Raw genomic sequence first — 18,211 nt, forward strand, 5'->3', positions numbered from 1 at the left:
AAAAGAGAGTAGCCGATATGAGAGGGTTAAGCGAGCTAGGAATTGGTGTAAGCCTAGACAAATCCATACGGTGAACCGCACTTTGGAGAAAACTTCTGAAACGTAGTAGGAAGTATCGGGGCAATCCTCGTTAACAATGATGAGTGGCCAAATTTTGGCAACTAGAGTGGTACCACGGGAATCTATGCTCTCGTCTCTTTTATAGAGGCGAGGGCTTTTTTTATTGGAGGAGAAAAAAATGAAAACAATGATTGCACAATTACTACATGACACACTTGATCACGCCATTGACCAAGCGACAATCGAACAATTACTTGAAAAACCAAAACATGATGAACTAGGTGACATCGCCTTTCCATGTTTTATTTTAGCGAAACAGCTACGCCAGTCCCCTGTTCACATTGCGAAGGATTTAGCAGAAAAATTGCAAGATGTGCGTATTAAAGAAGTGGTTGCAAACGGCCCATATGTGAACTTCTTCTTACAGCCGCTTCCTATCGCGAATACGATTATTCCAGCAATTGTGAGCGAGGGAGCTGCCTATGCGACGGCACCAAAGAATGGCAAAAAAGTGGTTGTAGACTATTCATCACCAAATATCGCGAAACCCTTCTCAATGGGGCATTTACGTTCAACGGTTATCGGGCAAGCAATTTCGAATATTGCAGAAAAAATGGGTTATGAAGCGGTTCGCATTAACCATCTTGGAGACTGGGGTACGCAGTTTGGAAAATTAATCGTTGCGTATCGCTTATGGGGCAATCCTGAGGCAATTCGTCAGCAGCCGATTCAAGAGTTATTAAAGATTTATGTGAAATTCCATGAGGAAGCGGAGAAAGATGCTACACTTGATGAGCAAGCACGCCAGGCATTTAAAGCGCTTGAGGACGGAGATGCACAAGCACTTGGGCTTTGGAAAGAATTCCGCGAAGCTTCCTTACTCGAATTTAATGAAATTTATGAGCTTTTAGGCGTTCATTTTAATTCAACGAATGGCGAAGCCTTTTATAATGATAAAATGGACCGCGTCGTAGAAGAGCTAGAAGCTAAAAAATTACTAACATCTTCAGAAGGTGCACAGGTCGTTGATTTAGGTGAAACCCTGCCTCCTTGCTTAATTAAAAAGAAAGACGGCGCGACACTTTATGCAACGCGTGATTTAGCTGCTGCCATTTATCGTCTCGAAAACTACGCACCTGAAAAACTATTTTATGTTGTTGGTGGCGAGCAAACACTACACTTCAAACAATGGTTCCAAGTGCTTGATAAACTGGGCTATGACGCATCAAAATTTGCCCATATTCCATTTGGTATGATGCTAAAAGACGGCAAAAAAATGTCGACACGTAAGGGCAAAATTGTCTTATTAGCAAATGTATTGAATGAAACAATGGAAGCTGCAAAGCAAACCATTCTAGAAAAAAATCCAACGCTTGAAAATAGTGATGTAGTTGCCAAACAAGTTGGTATCGGCGCCGTATTATTCAATGATTTAAAAAACGACCGTCTAAATGATATCGAATTTTCAATCGAGCAAATGCTAACATTTGAAGGTGAGACCGGTCCATACGTGCAATATACGAATGCACGTATTCATACATTACTTGAAAAAGCCGATTTTAAAGCACATACTGCTCCGCTTCAAGCAATCGATGATACATTATGGCCGCTCATTAAAGTGCTCGAAACATTTGAAGCGACGATTGCGCGTGCCTATACACAGGCAGACCCTTCTCAAATTGCTAAATTTAGTTTACAACTTTCTCGCACCATTAATAAATTCTATGGTCAGCAAAAAGTCTTAACACAGGATGACACGCAGCAGGACCGCTTAACCGTGCTGTATGCCGCGTCTATTATTTTAGAGCAATGCTTAAATCTTTTAGGTATTGAGGCACCAGCGCATATGTAGGGTATAAAAGAAGCTTTGACATACGTGTAAAATTGCCCGTTCCTAGGAACATATGAAAAACCGGAATCACGCTGTGGCGCGGTTCCGGTTTTATTGTTGCGAACGCTTAAAAAGAAAATGACGTGTTTTGTCCCAGACTCTTTTTTAGACGCGATTTTCTTTGATACTACGCATTTTTTGAAAAACGCTGTGGCATATCTAAATGATCATGCGCACGAATTGTATTTTTTAATTTTAAAAGGATTTTTCGACGCATACGTGAAATATGCATTTGCGACACGCCAAACTTATCCGCTACTTCTGTTTGTGTCCAGTTTTTAAAGAATAAAAGTTCAACAATCTCTCGTTCTTGCGCAGTCAAATAATTTAAAGACTGTTTTAACACTAGATGATCTTCAAATTTCTCGTAATTGTCATCTATCATCCCTTGATAATCATTGTATGTAGAGGGTGCACCATCTGTTGTGCCCATTTCTACAGGAGCTTCTAGAGATAATGTGTTATAGCCACTCATTAGTTCCATCGTTTCTAATACAACATCCTCTTTTACCTGTAGATATTCCGCAATTTCTGAAACTTTAGGTGAGCGCTGTAATTGTTCATTTAATTCATTCACTGCTTTATTGACATGCATATAAAATTCTTTGACGCGGCGCGGCACATGTACGTCCCATGTGCAGTCTCGGAAATAACGTTTGATTTCCCCAGCGATTGTCGGAACAGCGTATGAAATAAATTTCCCTTCTAAATTCAAATCAAATTTTTGAATCGCTTTCGTTAGCCCCATCATGCCAACTTGTACAACATCTTCACGTTCATTCATCTTGCGTGAATACTTATTTACAATTGACAACACGAGAGGCTGAAATCTGTCTACAAGCTCGGCTGCTGCATCAGTATCTCCATTTTGTGCGTCTTTTAATAATGCGTGAATCTCTTGTTCATTAAATGAATTCTTTTTCATTGGTTAAGTTCCTCCTGTTTGATTAGTATGAACTTCTGATAAATCTAATTGACTTTACCTCTCCTTAAACATTGTCAAACTTATTTTTTTAAAAGTTATACTAATGAATCATCATCAATAGTCTCTTTGAAACATCTATATTTAAAAAAATAAAAAAAATATGTCTTTTAGAAGCATTTAGACCTTAAAAAGTATATAAATATTTAAAAAAAGACTTAACTAGTTATAAATATACAAACTAAATTCCTTTCTTTTTTTATAAATTTATTATTTTTTATATTTTTTTGTATAATGTTTTTTTAATAATATTAGACAATTTGAATGAATGCTCAAAATCGCCTATAATTTAAAGGAAGAAAGGATTTGGGTCATCATGCTAAATCACTCAGATTATTACTATACAATCTCACAAGTGTCACATATTACAGGTCTTACAAAAGAAACAACTCGAAAATGGGAACAACGTCATCAACTTATTCAACCAACCCGGCTAGAGAATGGTTATCGCCAGTATACGCAGTCAGATGTTTTACGTTTATTGCAAATACAACACTATATTCGTGACGGTGCAACGATTCGTAGCGCAATGGAAAAGACAAATACGTTGCCAGCGTTCCAACCACAAACGACTCATTATTTATTTAAATTATTAGAGTATGGTTGGAATTGCGACGAAGCAGCTTTTCATAAAATATTACAGGAAGCGCATCTTATTTTAAGTATCAATGAATTTTTACATCAATTGATTATTCCCTTCTTGCATCAAGTAGGCGACAATTGGCAAAATCATTCTTGGTTTGAGTACCAAGAAACACTTGCTTCAACGATTATTCGCGATTTTTTAGCGACCATTCGACGAAGCTTCCCGGTCAATAATGAACGTCCATTAGTTTTAGGTGCGTGCCTGCCTGGAGAAAATCACGAGATTGCTATTGAAATTTTATTAATTCAAGCAAGTATTAAAGGCTATCGTAATTTTATGATTGGCAGCTCACCCTCTGTTTCTACGATCGAAGCACTGATATTAAAACTTGAGCCACAGGTCGTTTTATTATCAGCAGCTACATTAAAGCCATTTGAATTATTTCCTGATGAATTACTCAATCTCGAAAAATTTGCGGCACAGCATCCGCATATTCGCTTCGTCATTGGTGGCGAAGGTGCAAGAATCTATACTGAAAAGCAACCATTTAAACATTTAACATTTTGTAATGACATGGCAACGATTTTTAATAGCTATTAAATTCAACTAAAAAAAGCCGCAATCGTCAGAAATGACAATTGCGGCTTTTTTATGCTAGCTGTGCTAAGACATTTTTTACGGAGTCCCATTTATAAATGAAAAACTCTAGTTCTTGTGTGCCAAGGTTCATCGTATCAATTTCAACGATTTTAGCACCAAAATATTCATATAGATGACGCGTATCATTTTCTACTAGCACTTCAACAAATACTTTTTCGCAACCTAACTCATTAAACGTTTGAAAAAGAGCTTTCATTAGTAAGCGTCCATATCCTTTTTGTTGTTCCTCTTTGATAATGTAAATGCTTGTTAAATCACCAACATGTGGCTCTAGCGGGCGTTGATTACATGCCGCAAACCCAACAATCTCTGTCTGCTCATTTTCTAGCACAAAGATATGTTTTTCTTTATCTGAAAGATGCTTTTGCCATAATTTTTTTCGTATGTCATATGTTAATGTCGCCAAATACGCTGGTGACATAATATTTAAATACGTTGTACGCCATGTATCCACATGGACATGTGCAATCCCTTCTGCATCTTTTATCGTTGCGGCTCTCACATGCATAATCATCACCCCCATCTTCTGTATTCCTTCATTTAATTTTTATGAAACGTCGTTACAATGAATCCACATATTGTTTTGCTTCAATTAATGAAGCACCTGATTTTTCGCGTACAAATTTAACAGCTTGGACAGTTTGCTTCTGCATTTTCAACTCTTTTACATGCTGCTGCTCTTCCGTTGATAGTTCTATTGGACGGCTACCAATCCGTTTTTCGAGGTCTTTTATTTTACGATTCATTATAGTTATTTGTATAAAGGCAAGTGTAGCTAAGAGAAAGCCTAATAAACCGAAAGTTTCCATGTAGTAACCACTCTTTTCTTTTTATTATATGGACTAGCGAGTTATATTCATTTGTTAATTAAATGACCTTTTTAATAAATTTCGCTGGATTCCCGCCGACTACAACATTATCTGGCACATCCTTTACAACAACTGCGCCTGATGCAATGACCACATTATCGCCAATCGTGACACCTGGATTAATAATAGCGCGTCCACCAATCCAAACATTATCGCCGATTGTGACCGGCTTGCCATATTCAAGTCCCCGATTACGTTCTTGTGGGTCAATCGGATGTGTTGCAGTATAAATATGTACGCCTGGTGCCATAAAACAATTATCCCCAATACGAATCTCACATGCATCTAGCATGACACAGGAGAAGTTTGCATAGAAATTTTCGCCCACATGAATATTGTAGCCATAGTCACAACGAAAATTAGGCTCAATAAATAATTCCTCACCCGTTGAGCCAAATAAATCTTGTAATAATTCCTTTCGGCGATATCCTTCTGTCTCCATTGCCTCGTTAAACAAGCGTGTCAGTCGACGTGCATTTAGTCGATCACGCACTAAGTCTTTGTCACTTGCATCATAAAGCTCACCTGCTAGCATTTTTTCTTTTTCTGTCATCACAATCACCTCTTGTACACTGTTCCCTTCCGATGAAATGTAGAAACAAAAAACACGTTCAAAGCGACGCTTCAAACGTGTTTTTTTATAAAGTGTTATAATGAACGCTTTTTTCGCTCATACTCTTCTTTTAAGTCGTCACGTACGGTACGTTCTGTCGGTTTCACACCTGAAAAGTACGCTGCACGCGCCATAATATGACCACCAATAGGGCCCGTAATGAAAATAAACACAATGCCTAAAATGATGCGGGAATTATAAGTTCCCTCTATTTGCCAAAAGTAAATAAAGACACCAATTAAAATGAAGAGTACGCCTAATGTGGCACTCTTTGATGCGGCATGTGCACGCGTATATGCATCGGGAAAACGGACAAGTCCAACTGCCGTCATAACGATGAAAAACGTCCCGAGTAAAAGAGAAAGAATGATGACACTATTGATTAGAATTGTCACGATCAATAATCTCTCCTTTCTCTAAAAATTTTGCAAAGGCGATTGTGCCAATAAATGATAAAATCGCCAGCAGTAAAATGATTTCAATGTAAAAACTTGTGCCGACAAAAATCGAAAATAGGCCGACAAGTGCAATGATTGCTACGCCTACCGCATCTAATGCGATAACTCGGTCTGGTGCTGTAGGACCCTTGATGAGACGGTAAACAATCCCTAGCATCGCGAACCCAATCGCCACAATACAAATAATAATGATAATTTGCATAAAGGTCATCATGTACGTGTCACCTCCACAATCGCTTTTTCAAATGTATTTTGAATCGATGCAATGGCCTCATCCACATCATCTAAATCAATAGCATGAATGTAAAGCGTTTTGCCATCATCTGATACGTGTACAACAATTGTGCCAGGTGTTAGCGTAATTAAATTCGATAATAATGTAATTTCCCAATCTGCTGTTAGCTCTGTTGGATACGCGAAAAAGGCTGGTGTCATCGTAATTTTCGGCTTCATCGCATGCTTCACAACATCGACATTGGCATTCCAAAGCTCTCTGAAAAATAACAGGAATAACTTTATAACGGCCCAGACGCGGTGTAAATAAAAGCGACTTTTAAACATATGACGCATCATATACAGCATGATAAGGCCAAGAAGATAGCCAGTAATAAAGCCTACTCCTGTGAACGTATTCGATAAAAACATCCACACAAGCGCTAGGAAGACATTTAATAAGATTTGTACAGCCATCTTACTTACCTCCTTTTACAGCATCAATATAGAGCTGGGGATTCGCAAGCACTTCTGCAGCCTGTGTCATATAGGGCATCAATGCATCTGCACCGACACCATAAGCTACTGTTAACAGGACGAGGATAGCTGTCGGAATCCAAATCTGCCAATAGACTGTTTTTTTAATAGGTGATAGTTGTTGTTCTTTGCCCCAAAAAGCGTAAACAAAAATACGAATCACCGATAGTAAAACAATTAAGCTCGATAGTAAAATCCAAATGCCAGACGCAAACTGCTCTGCTTCAAAGCCACCTTTTACAAGTAGCATTTTTCCGATAAAGCCACTTAGTGGTGGTATACCTGCTAAGCTAAATGCAGCAATTAAATAAAGCCAACCAAGACTTGGGTAGCGCTTCATTAAGCCGCCCATTTTCTTCAAATTCGTTTGTCCTGTAATATACACGATAATGCCAACAAGGAAGAACAAAGCTGCTTTAATAAGCATGTCATGCACAACATAAAACATCGAACCGCGTAACCCTGTGTCATTATACGTTGCAACACCATATAAAATGACACCCACAGCAATGATAATATTATAAATAATAATTTTCTTAACATCCCAGACAGCGAGTGCGCCAATACAGCCAGCAACAATTGTTGCGACACTTAAATAAAGTAATACGGTATGTGTAAAGGCAATATCACCTGTGAAGAAGAGTGTGAAAGTACGCGTAATCGCATATACCCCTACCTTTGTAAGGAGCGCACCAAAAAGTGCTAGTACTGGAATTGGTGGTCCACTATACGAGCTTGGTAGCCAGAAAAATAGTGGGAAAATCGCTGCTTTTAGACCAAAGACAACAAGGAATAAAATCGCAATCGCCGTCAAAATGCCAGGCTGATTGACGTCGCTCACCTTTTGCGCAATATCTGCCATATTCAGTGTCCCTACAACAGAATAGAGCATCGCCACGGTAATAACGAATAATGCAGATGATACAACATTAACTAAAATATATTTAATCGATTCGCGGAATTGAATTTTTTCGCCACCTAGAACGCTAAGTAGGTACGACGCCATCAACAATACTTCGAAAAAGACGAATAAGTTAAAAATATCGCCTGTCGTAAAGGCGCCATTTACACCAACGAGCATTAGTAAAACTCCTGGGTAATAGAAAAATTGCTCGCGTGCGATACCAATCGTTCGGAAGCTATACCAAATCGTAAATAGCGTAATAATCGACGATGTAAGTACGAATAAAATCGATACCATATCCGACACCATTGTAATGCCATATGGCACCGGCCAGCTACCGAATGTCACGACCTGAATGCCGTCTATATGCACCTTTTGTAAAAGCCAAATGCTCGCAGCAACCGTTAAAATCGCGCCAACTAATGCGCCCGCTCGCTGGAATCGTAATTGCTTAGGCGCAAACATTAGGAGAATCGCAAAGGCGAATGGAATAATAATCGGCATTAATGGACTATTCATCATGCTCTTCTCCTCTCATTTCATCAATATTGTCTGTCTTTAATTCCTGATATGCACGGTATGCGAGCACTAGGAAGAAGGCCGTTACCCCAAAGCTAATAACAATCGCCGTTAAAATAAGCGCCTGTGGTAATGGATCGGCCATGCTACTATTCGCAACCCCATCTGCTAAAACCGGTGGCGCATCACTGCCAAGGCCACCCATTGTTAAAATAAGCATATGCGCGCCGTGACTTAGTAAACCTGTACCGATAATAATGCGTAAAAGGCTCTTCGATAAAATTAAATAGATGGCTGCGAAGAATAAAAAGCCAATCACAAAGGCCATTAATATTTCCATTATTCGTCGCCTCCAATCGATTGAATAATAATCATTGTCACACCGACAACGACTAAATACACGCCGGTATCAAATAACATCGCCGTATGCAGCTCTGTTTTACCAAGAAGCGGCAGTGTGAAATAGTCAAAGTAATGCGTGAAAAAGGCCTCGCCCGCAAAAGCTGAAATACAAGCCGTCAGTAGCGCTAATGCCAGCCCGATTGCTGTTAGCGTCATATAATTAATCGGCAATAATGTCTGCACCGTTTTTAAATCAAAGGTGATTAGTAGTAAAACGATGGCACATGACATTAATAAACCGCCGACAAAGCCGCCTCCAGGTGCGAAATGTCCTGCTAAGAAAATATGAATCGAGAACAAGAAAATGATAAAGAACACCATTTGCGTCATCGTGCGCATAATGACATTATTTAATTTCATTTTTATCCGCTCCCTTCTTACGACGTAGCTTAATCATGCCGAAAATCGCCATACCTGCAATCGCTAATACGGTAATTTCAAACAATGTATCAAAGCCACGATAATCGACTAAAATAACATTGACGATATTTCCGCCGCCCGCTTCTTTATAAACAGTTTCTTTATAATATTCACTAATTGATGATAATAATTTTTGCGACTGTGAAGCGAGCGCCATGAGCGTCACCATGACACCTACCGCTAGCGCAATCACAAAGTTCCCTAATCTAAAGGGTAAGCGTGCCTCATGACGACTAAGTTTCGGTAAATGGTAAAACGCTAATAAAAATAGCGCAACGGACACCGTTTCAATCGAGAGCTGTGTTAGCGCTAAATCTGGTGCATTAAATAATACGAAGAACATCGCCACCGAATACCCGACGACACCAAGCGCGATAATCGCCGTAAGACGTGTACGCGCAAATAATACGGTCAATGTCCCGAGCACAAGCACAACAACGAGGGCAATATCAAAGGCACCGATATCACTAGCGTGTGCTGTATCAAAGGCATAGCCGTCTTTCATAAAGAGCGTCGACACGACGATGATGACAATTGCCGCAAACATATAAATGAAATACGTACGAATCGAGCCTGTCATATAGCGCTTCGATACCTTTGTCATATCCTCATCGGCTAGACGCATCATACGACGATACAGTTGATTTAGTGAAAACCACTCTGGCACAAGTGAATACACCTTACGCCAATGTTTAACCGTCATAAATAATCCAAAACCAACGACAACCACACCAATTGTCATCAACAGCTCCGTATTAAAGCCATGCCACATTGAAATGTGAATGTCTATATCACCAACTGTTAAGAATTGATTTGGCTGAATCGCCAAAACAGCTGGCTTAATTAATGCATCTGTCACAACGTTTGGAATGAAAAATAACACAATAACAAATGATGCTAACACTATTGGCGAAATAAGCATACCAATTGGTGCCTCATGCGGTTTTTTTGGTAATTCGTGACGTTTTCCAAAGAAAATACCTGTCACGAAGTATAAACAGTACACAAACGTAAAAACGCTCGCTAGCCATGCAACAACAGGAATCAGTACTGCGACTGTTGACCAACTGAAGTCTTGTGCACTAAGCATCGTTGTGAAAAATAACTCTTTTGATAAAAAGCCATTAAATGGTGGCAATCCGGCCATTGAAAGGCTTGTAATCATTGCAACCGTAAAGCTAATCGGCATTAAACTCATCAGGCCACCAAGTTTACGAATATCTCGTGTGCCAGTCTCATGGTCAATAATTCCTGCAATCATAAATAAGGCACCTTTAAATGTCGCATGATTAATTAAATGAAATAGCGCCGCAAAGCCTGCATACTTAAAGACATTTTCGGCATTGCCATCCACATGATAGCTCATCGCCGCAACACCAAGCATCGACATGATCATGCCGAGCTGACTGACTGTTGAAAAGGCGAGAATGCCTTTTAAATCACGCTGCTTCGTCGCAAAGAAGGAGCCCCAGAATAATGTAATAAGGCCAAGAATAACAATGAGCCAAATCCATGTCGTACTATAGGCAAAAATGGGCGTGAAGCGCGCCACTAAATAAATCCCTGCCTTTACCATCGTAGCTGAGTGTAAATACGCACTAACAGGCGTCGGTGCTTCCATCGCATCCGGTAGCCAAATATAAAATGGGAACTGTGCAGATTTCGTAAGCGCACCGAGTAAAACAAGAATAGCCGCTAGTGTGAAATACGGACTTTCTTTAATTTCTGTCGTATGCAGAAGCATTTCAGAAATCGACATCGTGCCTGTGATGTTGGCGAGAATTAAAAACCCACCAAGCATTAAAAGGCCACCAAAGACGGTAATCATCATTGACTTTAAAGCACCAAAACGCGAAGCATCACGCGTAAACCAGTAACCGATTAATAAAAATGACGAAATCGACGTTAACTCCCAAAATAAATAAAGACTCATGACATTGTCTGACTGAACAACGCCAAGCATCGCTGTCATAAAGAGCAGTAAATACATATAGAAATTATGTAGTTGCTCCTTCGTCTTATCTAAGTAAAAAATGGAATACAGTACAACAAGTGCACCAATTCCGGTAATTAAAATGGAGAATAATAACCCAAGTCCATCAAGAGATGAGTCAATTTTAAGCTGCAAATCTGCTACCCATGTCCACGATGCGTAGGTTGCCCGGTCACCAATTTTTGACGCGTAGTAGCTGACGAGCACAACTGGCACGATTAACACAAACCAGCCTGTATGTAGTTTGATTTTTTTAAATAACAATGGCATAAAAAGCGCGGCAATAACCGGTAAAAAAATCATCCATAGCTGCATAGATAACGCCTCCTTTTCTTTTTCTATAAATACCCTTTTTTAGTAGAAAATAAAATGAACGCAAAAAAGAAGCCTATCACAAAAGAGCATAGATACCCTTTTGTGACAGACTCCTCCTAAAACGAACATTTAATTTTTTCTAGTATAGCATGCCTATTTGCGGGAATGCAACTGTTGCCTGTCTATAATAGTTCCTTACGTAAGGCCTCTCCTGATTTTGGCGAAATCGCACTTACTGGAATATCTAATACCGATTTTGCACCAAAATCACCTTTTTGCGCTAGACGATGTGCCGCGCGCGCATAAGCAACTAAAACGCTTGATGTGAAGTAAGGATTGCTTTCTAATTTTAAATTGAATTCTACAATCTGTTTATGCCCTGCTTGTGACTGACCACTACGAATCACAAATCCACCATGTGGCATACCTGTATGATCTTTCGCAAATTCTTCCGCTGAAATAAAGTGAACTGTCGTATCATAATCTGCAAAGTAGTTTGGCATTGTGATGATTTCTTCTGTAATTTTTTCTGTATCTGCGCCTTCTTTTGCTACCACATAGCATACACGTGTATGTTTTTCACGTGTTGACAGCGTAGGCGCCTCACCGTTACGTACACGCTCTACTGCTGCAGGAACAGGTAGTGTATATTGTACGGCTTTCGCTACGCCATTAATACGGCGAACAGCGTCTGAGTGACCTTGGCTTAGACCATCTCCCCAGAATGTATACGTATCCCCTTGTGGCAAGACCGCTTCTCCTAATGCACGATTTAATGAAAATAGACCTGGGTCCCAACCAACTGAAATAATTGACACGGTATTTGATGCCGCATTTACCGCATCAACCGTTGCAAAGAATTCTGGAATTTTTGCGTGTGTATCAAAGCTATCAATTGTGTTAAACCACTGTGCAAAATGTGGCACTTGCTCTGGTAAATCCGTTGCGGAACCACCGCATAAAATCATGACATCGATTTTACCGATAAATTGCTCAGCATCATCAACGTGATGAATTGCCGCATCCCCTGCAATCGTTACGGTTTTTGGATCACGACGCGTAAATACCGCTACTAGCTCCATATCGTCATTTTGTGCAATCGCCCCTTCTACACCGCGACCTAAATTTCCGTATCCAATAATCCCAACTTTTGTTGTCATGAATGAAATCCCCCTGTATATATATGATTACGATAAATTGTACAATAAATTTAGAAAATTCCAACTGTTATGATGAATTCGAGCGAAATTTGTATAAAAATGCAGTAGTAATGAATAATTACATCCTGATGTCACGTCCACTTTTCTTTATAAGCCCTTTATTCACCGCTGGATAACAAGATTTCATGCATTTCTTTCCTAACATGAAAAAGGAATTCCCAAGTAACAGGAATTCCTTTTAAATTACTAATTATGCTCTTGATTTGCCCATCGCTTTCATAATAAAGCTGACAATTAAAATTAAAATAATCGTACCAAGTAAAGTAGGTAAAATATAGAAGTCGCTTACTTTTGGTCCCCAATGACCTAATAACGAACCACCAATAAACGCCCCGATAATCCCGGCGATAATATTGCCAATTACTCCGCCTGGAACATCTTTACCGACAATTAGTCCTCCGAGCCATCCTAAAATACCACCAATAATGATATACCAAATAAAGCTTAGCATTATACCTTCTCCTCTCAAACTTGATGTGCTGCTACAGTAAATTCTCTCTAGCAACCCTCTCTTATGGTATTCCCTTTTCTCTCATTCTCTAACGCGTCTATAGTACCTTTTCGCAATCTTGAAAAAAGCAGACTATAATAGTAAAAAAGGGGGGCTTTATGATGCAAACACAGAAACTTGTCGAGCGTGTAGCGAAACAGCTACGTGACGCCTCAAGACAGCTTGTTCACCTATCAACAGAGGATGCCTTTTCTTACATAGCAGATGCTTGTCGTAAAGAGCTCCCAATCGATTTTTCAGCAATTGCCATGGCAAATAACGGGCAATATGTGCTAAAGGCTTGGAGTGGCGAGGCACATCCATTAGCCAATTCATTTCCGCTAAACGTCAATGAATGTACACCACTTCTAACGGAGGAAGTCGTAACACATTTACATTTGTTAGAAAGCTGTGCGCTTTTTCAAATGATGCAGTATACCGATGTCCCGTCATGGTTTACAGTCCCATTTAAAATCGATGACACGCGCTTTGGTTTTTGTTTAATCGGTTATTTAACGCCGATTGAGCTCATTCCAGATATGGGCACCGTTTTTAATGAATTCGGTAAGGATGTCGGTGTATCCATGTTGTATCAGCATGAAAAAGATGATAAACAGCAACTCGAGCAATTACTCCTCTATCAGCAAACATTATTAAACGAAACATTAATTGGTGATGCTTTTGACGGTCTCACGAAAAAAATTAGCGAACTTCTACAAAATTCTGTTGTTATTTTCGACCGCTTCCATCACGTTTTATCTGAAGCATGGCTTGATACGAAGCAGCCTTATGACAGTTTGAATGAACACCACCCGATTCATGTCGGTCATGATGTACTCGGCTATATTGCCTTACTCAAGCCCTCTCCTACTACGCATTATGTACAGCTATCGATTGAAGTGGCGAAAAACATGTATGCGATTCAATTTATGAAACAAAAAGTTGCGGTTGAGGCCTATGAGAAGAAAAAGGAGCAGTTACTTGAGCGCTTATTACAGCAACCCTTTGATACGCAAAGTGTGTTAGCACAGGCCAATTTATTAAATATTGATCTAACATTGCCTTTATTTATTGCCGTTGTCGAAACGACTATCGATATGACGGAAAAAGCAAAGCCATTTGAGCCCGCATTAACCGTTATCCAGCATTATGAGCACGCTGTTTTATTATTTAAAGACCGTACACAGTGTCATGCTTTTTATGACCATATTCAAAAATCTGCGCCGATTAAACTGCTGTATAGCCGACCTATTCAAAAGCTTCAAGATGTACGCACAGAGCTCACAAAACTTCAGCAGGCGCTTCCGTTAATTAGTACATCCTGTATAGACTATGCAACCTTAGGTGTCTTACCACTACTGCAAGAAATCGAGCATTACGACGCATTTGTGACAGAGCAATTAGCCGCCCTGTCCCCGCAGCTAGTTGACACCTTGAAGCAGTACTTAGCGCATAATGGCCATGCCTCTGAAACAGCGAAAGCACTGTTCATTCACCGTAGCACGCTATTATATCGACTTGAAAAAATCGAAGAGGCACTGCATTGCTCATTACAGCATAGCGAAACACGCTTTACGTTACAATTGGCATTAAAATTAAAGGAATTACACAATTTGTAGTAATTTTTTTTATTCATTCCTACACTTTGTATGTATATACTGTAAAAAAAATACAGTATAGTGAAGCTAACTAGAAAATGGAGGCGATTTGTATGACAGCAATTTCAAATTTACGTTTACCTGTAATTGGTTCACCCATGTTTATTATTAGCACACCAAAGTTAGTGATTGAACAATGTAAGGCCGGGATTGTCGGCTCGATGCCGGCGCTCAATGCCCGTCCAAAGGAATTATTAGATGAATGGCTCGCGGAAATCACAGAAGAATTAGCAAGCTATAATGCGAAAAATCCAGAGAATCCAGCAGCCCCTTTTGCCATTAATCAAATCGTCCATCACACGAATGACCGCCTAGAGCATGATATGGAACTTTGCGTGAAATATAAAGTGCCGATTATTATTTCTTCGCTCGGCGCGCGTACGGAAGTATTTGACGCGGCACATAGCTACGGTGGTCTATGCCTACATGATGTCATTAACAATAAATTTGCGAAAAAAGCGATTGAAAAGGGCGCAGATGGTTTAATTGCGGTGGCTGCTGGAGCTGGTGGACATGCCGGCTCACTTAGCCCATTTGCACTTGTCCAGGAAATTCGCGAATGGTTTGATGGTCCACTTGCTTTATCGGGCTCTATCGCGACAGGTCAATCGATTTTAGCGGCCCAGGCAATGGGGGCAGATTTCGCCTATATTGGATCCCCGTTTATCGCGACAGAGGAAGCCAATGCGGTCGAGGCTTACAAAGAGATGATTGTGACTAGCCAGGCCGATGATATCGTTTATAGTAATCTTTTTACAGGTGTTCATGGCAATTACTTAAAACCATCCATTGAAAATGCCGGGCTTAATCCAAATGATTTAGCTGAAAGTGACCCATCGAAAATGAGCTTTGGTGGCGATGCAAAGGCGTGGAAAGATATTTGGGGAAGCGGGCAAGGGATCGGTGCGATTAAAACCGTACAACCAGTAAAAGCCTATGTAGACCAATTATATAAAGAATATATAACCGCACAGGAACAGCTCGCTGCGAAAACGACCGGGTTAATTCGCCAATAAGAAAAACGCTAGAAAGCATTTATCTCCCTATTCATATTAATCCAAAAAAAAAAGAAGGAATCGTGCCAACAACGCACGATTCCTTCTTTTTTTATGCTACATTTTCTTCGACAATTCACTTACTTTTTCAGAAACAAATGTTAGTTAATCTAATGCTTCAGCAATGCTTGTAATTGCCTCGCCCTGCTCACTTGAAATCGTATATGTGTCATCCACAATTTTTGAAATTTCAACAACTTGCTGTGTTAAATTGTCCATCACTTGATTGATTTCATTCACCGAATCGGCAGACTGATTCGCTAGTTTTGTAATTTCACTTGCCACGACTGAAAACCCTTTTCCAGCTTCGCCTGAACGCGCTGCTTCAATCCCTGCATTTAACCCTAAAATACGCGTGCTTTTCGCAATATTATTAATCATTTGCAGCATTTTCTTCGTATTCTCGGTATATTTTAGCATATCCTTTTGGGCATCTGATAAATGCTTCATGTGACGGTTAAAATCGTCTGAAGATGCTTTTACCTGTTCAGTTGACGAGGCAATATTTGTCGAAGAATCTACGACTAAATTAGATGTTTGTCTTAATTCTAGCTGGTCTTTCGTTGGCTTAGAATGACCAAAAGCACCAATGATTGCTCCTTGATCGTCAAAAATTGGAACACCCATAAAACGTGCAGCTTCCCCGTATTCTGGTGGCATCTCTGTCACAACACGCTTTCGTTCGCGGATTACTTTTTGAACTACCCCCACTTAGCCGTTATTCGAACATTGCTTGAAGTGGGAGATTCCTACGAACAGTGCTTGCTTGTTTCCAGTTGCTTGAAACAGCGGCTTCACTTTTTTAGTAGGCTATCCCCGTCGTTCCTACGGTTGTTGCTTTAAAAGTCTTAATCCTTCGATTAAGATATTCTTACTTGCATTAATATCTCGGTCTAGTGTCGTACCACAAGATGAACAAGTCCACACACGAATATCCAATGTTTTCTTGCCATCTCGATGACCACAGGCATGACAAAGTTGGCTCGATGGGAAGAATCTGTCGATTTCAACAATTTTTCTACCGAACCATTTCGCCTTATACATCAGTTTTTGTACAAAAGAAGACCATGACACATCACTAATCGCTTTCGCTAACTTATGATTTTTCAACATGCCTTTTGTGTTTAAGTCTTCAAGACAGATGACGTCATAGTGACGAATCAATGCCGTTGACAGTTTATTTAAAAAATCTTCTCGTTGAAACGCGACACGCTCACGCAAACGAGCCACTCTACGACGTTGCTTTTGGTAGTTCATGCACTCACGTAGGTTACGACCATCTTTTTTCGCTTGCTCATAGCGACGTGACAATTTGCGCTGCTCACGTTTTAACTTTTGCTCCATCTTAGCCGTAAAGCGTTGGTTATCCACTTTACGTCCATTAGACAGAATCGCAAAATCGGTGATACCTAAATCAATTCCTACAGCTTCATTTGTTTGAGGCAATGGCTTAAAGTTTGGTACTTCGCATTGGACAGACACGTAAAACGTACCACTCGCATTGTATTTAATTGTCGCTTTTAGAATACGCCCTTCAATATCACGCGACTTCGCAAATTTTACAAGTCCTAATTTTGGTAGCTTCATTTGATTACCGACAATCGCAATATTGTTATTCGTATTCTTCGTAGTATAACTTTGAACTGGATTCTTTTTACTTTTGAAGCGAGGATAGTTATTTTGCTTTTGAAAGAAACGTTGAAAAGCGTCGATTAAATTTTCATAAGAGGCTTGTAATGCCACACTATCTACGTTGCGTAGCCATGCCGTATCCTCTTGTTTTTTCAGCTTTGTGAGCATTTTGGACATAATGGAACGATTCAACCCTTTTCCTTCTTCTTTATAAGAAGTCTTCCATAACGCAAGAAAATGGTTGTAAACAAAACGACAATGCCCATGGGTTTGATGGATGAACGCTTGTTGGTCTTTATTTGGGTAGATACGGAATTTATACGCTTGATGTGGCATGACAGACACCTCCTTTTTCGAATAGTATAATAGGAACAGATGTTCTTTTCAACAAATTAGTACTGGCAGCATAATTGGGTTCGCATTCATCCCCTCCCTACTCACTACGTTCCTTGAGGGAGCGGTATTCTGCAAAGAAATGATAAAAACCATGCTCTGGCCCAAATGGTTTATGTGCATGATTTTCATTCACTTGATTTTCTGATACGGGGGTTGCAATATACACTACTTCTGCCTTGTCGCATACACCCATAATCGTGCCGACTTCATACGCTAAAATTAGTTGAGGAATCGCCTCAATAATACTTGCTAATTGTTTTGGAATCGTCGTTTCCATATTATTCACTCCAATCTCTCATATTAATACTTCTTTTACCTGTTACATTACTATAGAAACA

At 39.8% G+C, this 18,211-nt stretch carries 20 protein-coding genes and 1 other annotated feature (1 of these 21 running past the window's edge); of the genes, 4 read left to right on the plus strand and 16 right to left on the minus strand.

Annotation, left to right across the window (positions count from 1 at the left end; all coding sequences use genetic code 11):
- Positions 1 to 201: a binding site (T-box leader), on the plus strand (it extends 13 nt beyond the left edge of the window).
- 37 nt (positions 202 to 238) lie between these two features.
- On the plus strand, positions 239 to 1,912 hold the full coding sequence (gene argS / locus ACFSY7_RS00495) for an arginine--tRNA ligase (RefSeq protein ID WP_380146440.1): 1,674 nt from the start codon (positions 239 to 241) through the stop codon (positions 1,910 to 1,912).
- Between the two features lie 166 nt (positions 1,913 to 2,078).
- On the opposite strand, the gene ACFSY7_RS00500 is transcribed toward argS, so the two are convergent.
- Positions 2,079 to 2,876 (minus strand): SigB/SigF/SigG family RNA polymerase sigma factor, encoded by a 798-nt coding sequence (locus ACFSY7_RS00500; protein ID WP_126989442.1) that lies wholly within the window; start codon positions 2,874 to 2,876, stop codon positions 2,079 to 2,081.
- A 373-nt stretch (positions 2,877 to 3,249) separates the two neighbouring features.
- Between ACFSY7_RS00500 and ACFSY7_RS00505 the strand changes: the two genes are divergently transcribed.
- Positions 3,250 to 4,119 (plus strand): MerR family transcriptional regulator, encoded by an 870-nt coding sequence (locus ACFSY7_RS00505; protein WP_380146441.1) that lies wholly within the window; start codon positions 3,250 to 3,252, stop codon positions 4,117 to 4,119.
- Between the two features lie 49 nt (positions 4,120 to 4,168).
- Here the strand turns inward: ACFSY7_RS00505 and ACFSY7_RS00510 are convergent, their stop codons facing one another.
- The 12 genes from ACFSY7_RS00510 to ACFSY7_RS00565 all read right to left on the minus strand — a co-directional run bounded on the left by ACFSY7_RS00510 (position 4,169) and on the right by ACFSY7_RS00565 (position 13,093).
- Positions 4,169 to 4,687, minus strand: a complete 519-nt coding sequence (locus ACFSY7_RS00510; protein ID WP_380146443.1) for a GNAT family N-acetyltransferase — start codon at positions 4,685 to 4,687, stop codon at positions 4,169 to 4,171.
- Between the two features lie 52 nt (positions 4,688 to 4,739).
- Positions 4,740 to 4,925 carry a hypothetical protein gene (locus tag ACFSY7_RS00515; RefSeq protein WP_380146444.1) on the minus strand — a complete coding sequence of 62 codons (186 nt, stop codon included), beginning with the start codon at positions 4,923 to 4,925 and terminating at the stop codon, positions 4,740 to 4,742.
- 121 nt (positions 4,926 to 5,046) lie between these two features.
- Entirely contained in the window at positions 5,047 to 5,604 is a 558-nt protein-coding gene (locus ACFSY7_RS00520; RefSeq protein ID WP_255512463.1) for a maltose acetyltransferase domain-containing protein, read from the minus strand.
- A 92-nt stretch (positions 5,605 to 5,696) separates the two neighbouring features.
- Positions 5,697 to 6,056, minus strand: coding sequence for a monovalent cation/H(+) antiporter subunit G (gene mnhG, locus ACFSY7_RS00525; protein WP_126989437.1), 360 nt, complete (start codon positions 6,054 to 6,056; stop codon positions 5,697 to 5,699).
- Positions 6,037 to 6,321, minus strand: coding sequence for a Na(+)/H(+) antiporter subunit F1 (locus ACFSY7_RS00530; protein ID WP_380146481.1), 285 nt, complete (start codon positions 6,319 to 6,321; stop codon positions 6,037 to 6,039). Before ACFSY7_RS00530 ends, mnhG begins: the two co-directional genes overlap by 20 nt.
- 8 nt (positions 6,322 to 6,329) lie before the next feature.
- Positions 6,330 to 6,809 carry a Na+/H+ antiporter subunit E gene (locus ACFSY7_RS00535; RefSeq protein ID WP_380146445.1) on the minus strand — a complete coding sequence of 160 codons (480 nt, stop codon included), beginning with the start codon at positions 6,807 to 6,809 and terminating at the stop codon, positions 6,330 to 6,332.
- A gap of 1 nt (position 6,810) precedes the next feature.
- Positions 6,811 to 8,295 (minus strand): Na+/H+ antiporter subunit D, encoded by a 1,485-nt coding sequence (locus tag ACFSY7_RS00540; protein ID WP_380146446.1) that lies wholly within the window; start codon positions 8,293 to 8,295, stop codon positions 6,811 to 6,813.
- A complete protein-coding gene (locus tag ACFSY7_RS00545) occupies positions 8,285 to 8,632 on the minus strand; it encodes a Na(+)/H(+) antiporter subunit C (protein WP_126989434.1) in 348 nt (115 codons plus the stop codon). Before ACFSY7_RS00545 ends, ACFSY7_RS00540 begins: the two co-directional genes overlap by 11 nt.
- Positions 8,632 to 9,054 carry a Na(+)/H(+) antiporter subunit B gene (locus tag ACFSY7_RS00550; protein ID WP_126989433.1) on the minus strand — a complete coding sequence of 141 codons (423 nt, stop codon included), beginning with the start codon at positions 9,052 to 9,054 and terminating at the stop codon, positions 8,632 to 8,634. The genes ACFSY7_RS00545 and ACFSY7_RS00550 overlap by 1 nt, the downstream gene beginning before the upstream one ends.
- Entirely contained in the window at positions 9,041 to 11,422 is a 2,382-nt protein-coding gene (locus tag ACFSY7_RS00555) for a Na+/H+ antiporter subunit A (RefSeq protein WP_380146447.1), read from the minus strand. The genes ACFSY7_RS00550 and ACFSY7_RS00555 overlap by 14 nt, the downstream gene beginning before the upstream one ends.
- A gap of 182 nt (positions 11,423 to 11,604) precedes the next feature.
- Positions 11,605 to 12,582 (minus strand): diaminopimelate dehydrogenase, encoded by a 978-nt coding sequence (locus tag ACFSY7_RS00560; protein WP_139993980.1) that lies wholly within the window; start codon positions 12,580 to 12,582, stop codon positions 11,605 to 11,607.
- A 250-nt stretch (positions 12,583 to 12,832) separates the two neighbouring features.
- The gene (locus ACFSY7_RS00565; RefSeq protein WP_126989430.1) at positions 12,833 to 13,093 is read right to left on the minus strand and encodes a GlsB/YeaQ/YmgE family stress response membrane protein; all 261 of its coding nucleotides are present in this window, start codon (positions 13,091 to 13,093) and stop codon (positions 12,833 to 12,835) included.
- 161 nt (positions 13,094 to 13,254) lie between these two features.
- On the opposite strand from ACFSY7_RS00565, the gene ACFSY7_RS00570 reads away from it, so the two are divergent.
- Positions 13,255 to 14,751, plus strand: coding sequence for a PucR family transcriptional regulator (locus ACFSY7_RS00570; RefSeq protein ID WP_380146448.1), 1,497 nt, complete (start codon positions 13,255 to 13,257; stop codon positions 14,749 to 14,751).
- Positions 14,752 to 14,843: 92 nt separating this feature from the next.
- On the plus strand, positions 14,844 to 15,806 hold the full coding sequence (locus tag ACFSY7_RS00575) for an NAD(P)H-dependent flavin oxidoreductase (RefSeq protein WP_139993978.1): 963 nt from the start codon (positions 14,844 to 14,846) through the stop codon (positions 15,804 to 15,806).
- A gap of 144 nt (positions 15,807 to 15,950) precedes the next feature.
- On the opposite strand, the gene ACFSY7_RS00580 is transcribed toward ACFSY7_RS00575, so the two are convergent.
- The 3 genes from ACFSY7_RS00580 to ACFSY7_RS00590 form a co-directional block, all read right to left on the minus strand.
- Positions 15,951 to 16,556, minus strand: coding sequence for a methyl-accepting chemotaxis protein (locus ACFSY7_RS00580; RefSeq protein WP_380146449.1), 606 nt, complete (start codon positions 16,554 to 16,556; stop codon positions 15,951 to 15,953).
- A 114-nt stretch (positions 16,557 to 16,670) separates the two neighbouring features.
- On the minus strand, positions 16,671 to 17,813 hold the full coding sequence (tnpB, locus tag ACFSY7_RS00585; RefSeq protein WP_380146450.1) for an IS200/IS605 family element RNA-guided endonuclease TnpB: 1,143 nt from the start codon (positions 17,811 to 17,813) through the stop codon (positions 16,671 to 16,673).
- A gap of 97 nt (positions 17,814 to 17,910) precedes the next feature.
- Positions 17,911 to 18,150, minus strand: a complete 240-nt coding sequence (locus ACFSY7_RS00590; protein WP_380146451.1) for a hypothetical protein — start codon at positions 18,148 to 18,150, stop codon at positions 17,911 to 17,913.
- Positions 18,151 to 18,211: the final 61 nt, after the last annotated feature.

Origin of the sequence: Kurthia populi (assembly GCF_042686175.1) — a bacterium.
GTDB lineage: Bacteria > Bacillota > Bacilli > Bacillales_A > Planococcaceae > Kurthia > Kurthia populi.

Bases quoted from the DNA above. Each gene is read 5' to 3' on its own strand.
- argS (WP_380146440.1), top strand. From the start codon at position 239: ATGAAAACAATGATTGCACAATTACTACATGACACACTTGATCACGCC.
- ACFSY7_RS00500 (WP_126989442.1), bottom strand. From the start codon at position 2,876: ATGAAAAAGAATTCATTTAATGAACAAGAGATTCACGCATTATTAAAA.
- ACFSY7_RS00505 (WP_380146441.1), top strand. From the start codon at position 3,250: ATGCTAAATCACTCAGATTATTACTATACAATCTCACAAGTGTCACAT.
- ACFSY7_RS00510 (WP_380146443.1), bottom strand. From the start codon at position 4,687: ATGCATGTGAGAGCCGCAACGATAAAAGATGCAGAAGGGATTGCACAT.
- ACFSY7_RS00515 (WP_380146444.1), bottom strand. From the start codon at position 4,925: ATGAATCGTAAAATAAAAGACCTCGAAAAACGGATTGGTAGCCGTCCA.
- ACFSY7_RS00530 (WP_380146481.1), bottom strand. From the start codon at position 6,321: ATGCAAATTATCATTATTATTTGTATTGTGGCGATTGGGTTCGCGATG.
- ACFSY7_RS00535 (WP_380146445.1), bottom strand. From the start codon at position 6,809: ATGGCTGTACAAATCTTATTAAATGTCTTCCTAGCGCTTGTGTGGATG.
- ACFSY7_RS00540 (WP_380146446.1), bottom strand. From the start codon at position 8,295: ATGATGAATAGTCCATTAATGCCGATTATTATTCCATTCGCCTTTGCG.
- ACFSY7_RS00545 (WP_126989434.1), bottom strand. From the start codon at position 8,632: ATGGAAATATTAATGGCCTTTGTGATTGGCTTTTTATTCTTCGCAGCC.
- ACFSY7_RS00550 (WP_126989433.1), bottom strand. From the start codon at position 9,054: ATGAAATTAAATAATGTCATTATGCGCACGATGACGCAAATGGTGTTC.
- ACFSY7_RS00555 (WP_380146447.1), bottom strand. From the start codon at position 11,422: ATGCAGCTATGGATGATTTTTTTACCGGTTATTGCCGCGCTTTTTATG.
- ACFSY7_RS00560 (WP_139993980.1), bottom strand. From the start codon at position 12,582: ATGACAACAAAAGTTGGGATTATTGGATACGGAAATTTAGGTCGCGGT.
- ACFSY7_RS00565 (WP_126989430.1), bottom strand. From the start codon at position 13,093: ATGCTAAGCTTTATTTGGTATATCATTATTGGTGGTATTTTAGGATGG.
- ACFSY7_RS00570 (WP_380146448.1), top strand. From the start codon at position 13,255: ATGCAAACACAGAAACTTGTCGAGCGTGTAGCGAAACAGCTACGTGAC.
- ACFSY7_RS00575 (WP_139993978.1), top strand. From the start codon at position 14,844: ATGACAGCAATTTCAAATTTACGTTTACCTGTAATTGGTTCACCCATG.
- tnpB (WP_380146450.1), bottom strand. From the start codon at position 17,813: ATGCCACATCAAGCGTATAAATTCCGTATCTACCCAAATAAAGACCAA.
- ACFSY7_RS00590 (WP_380146451.1), bottom strand. From the start codon at position 18,150: ATGGAAACGACGATTCCAAAACAATTAGCAAGTATTATTGAGGCGATT.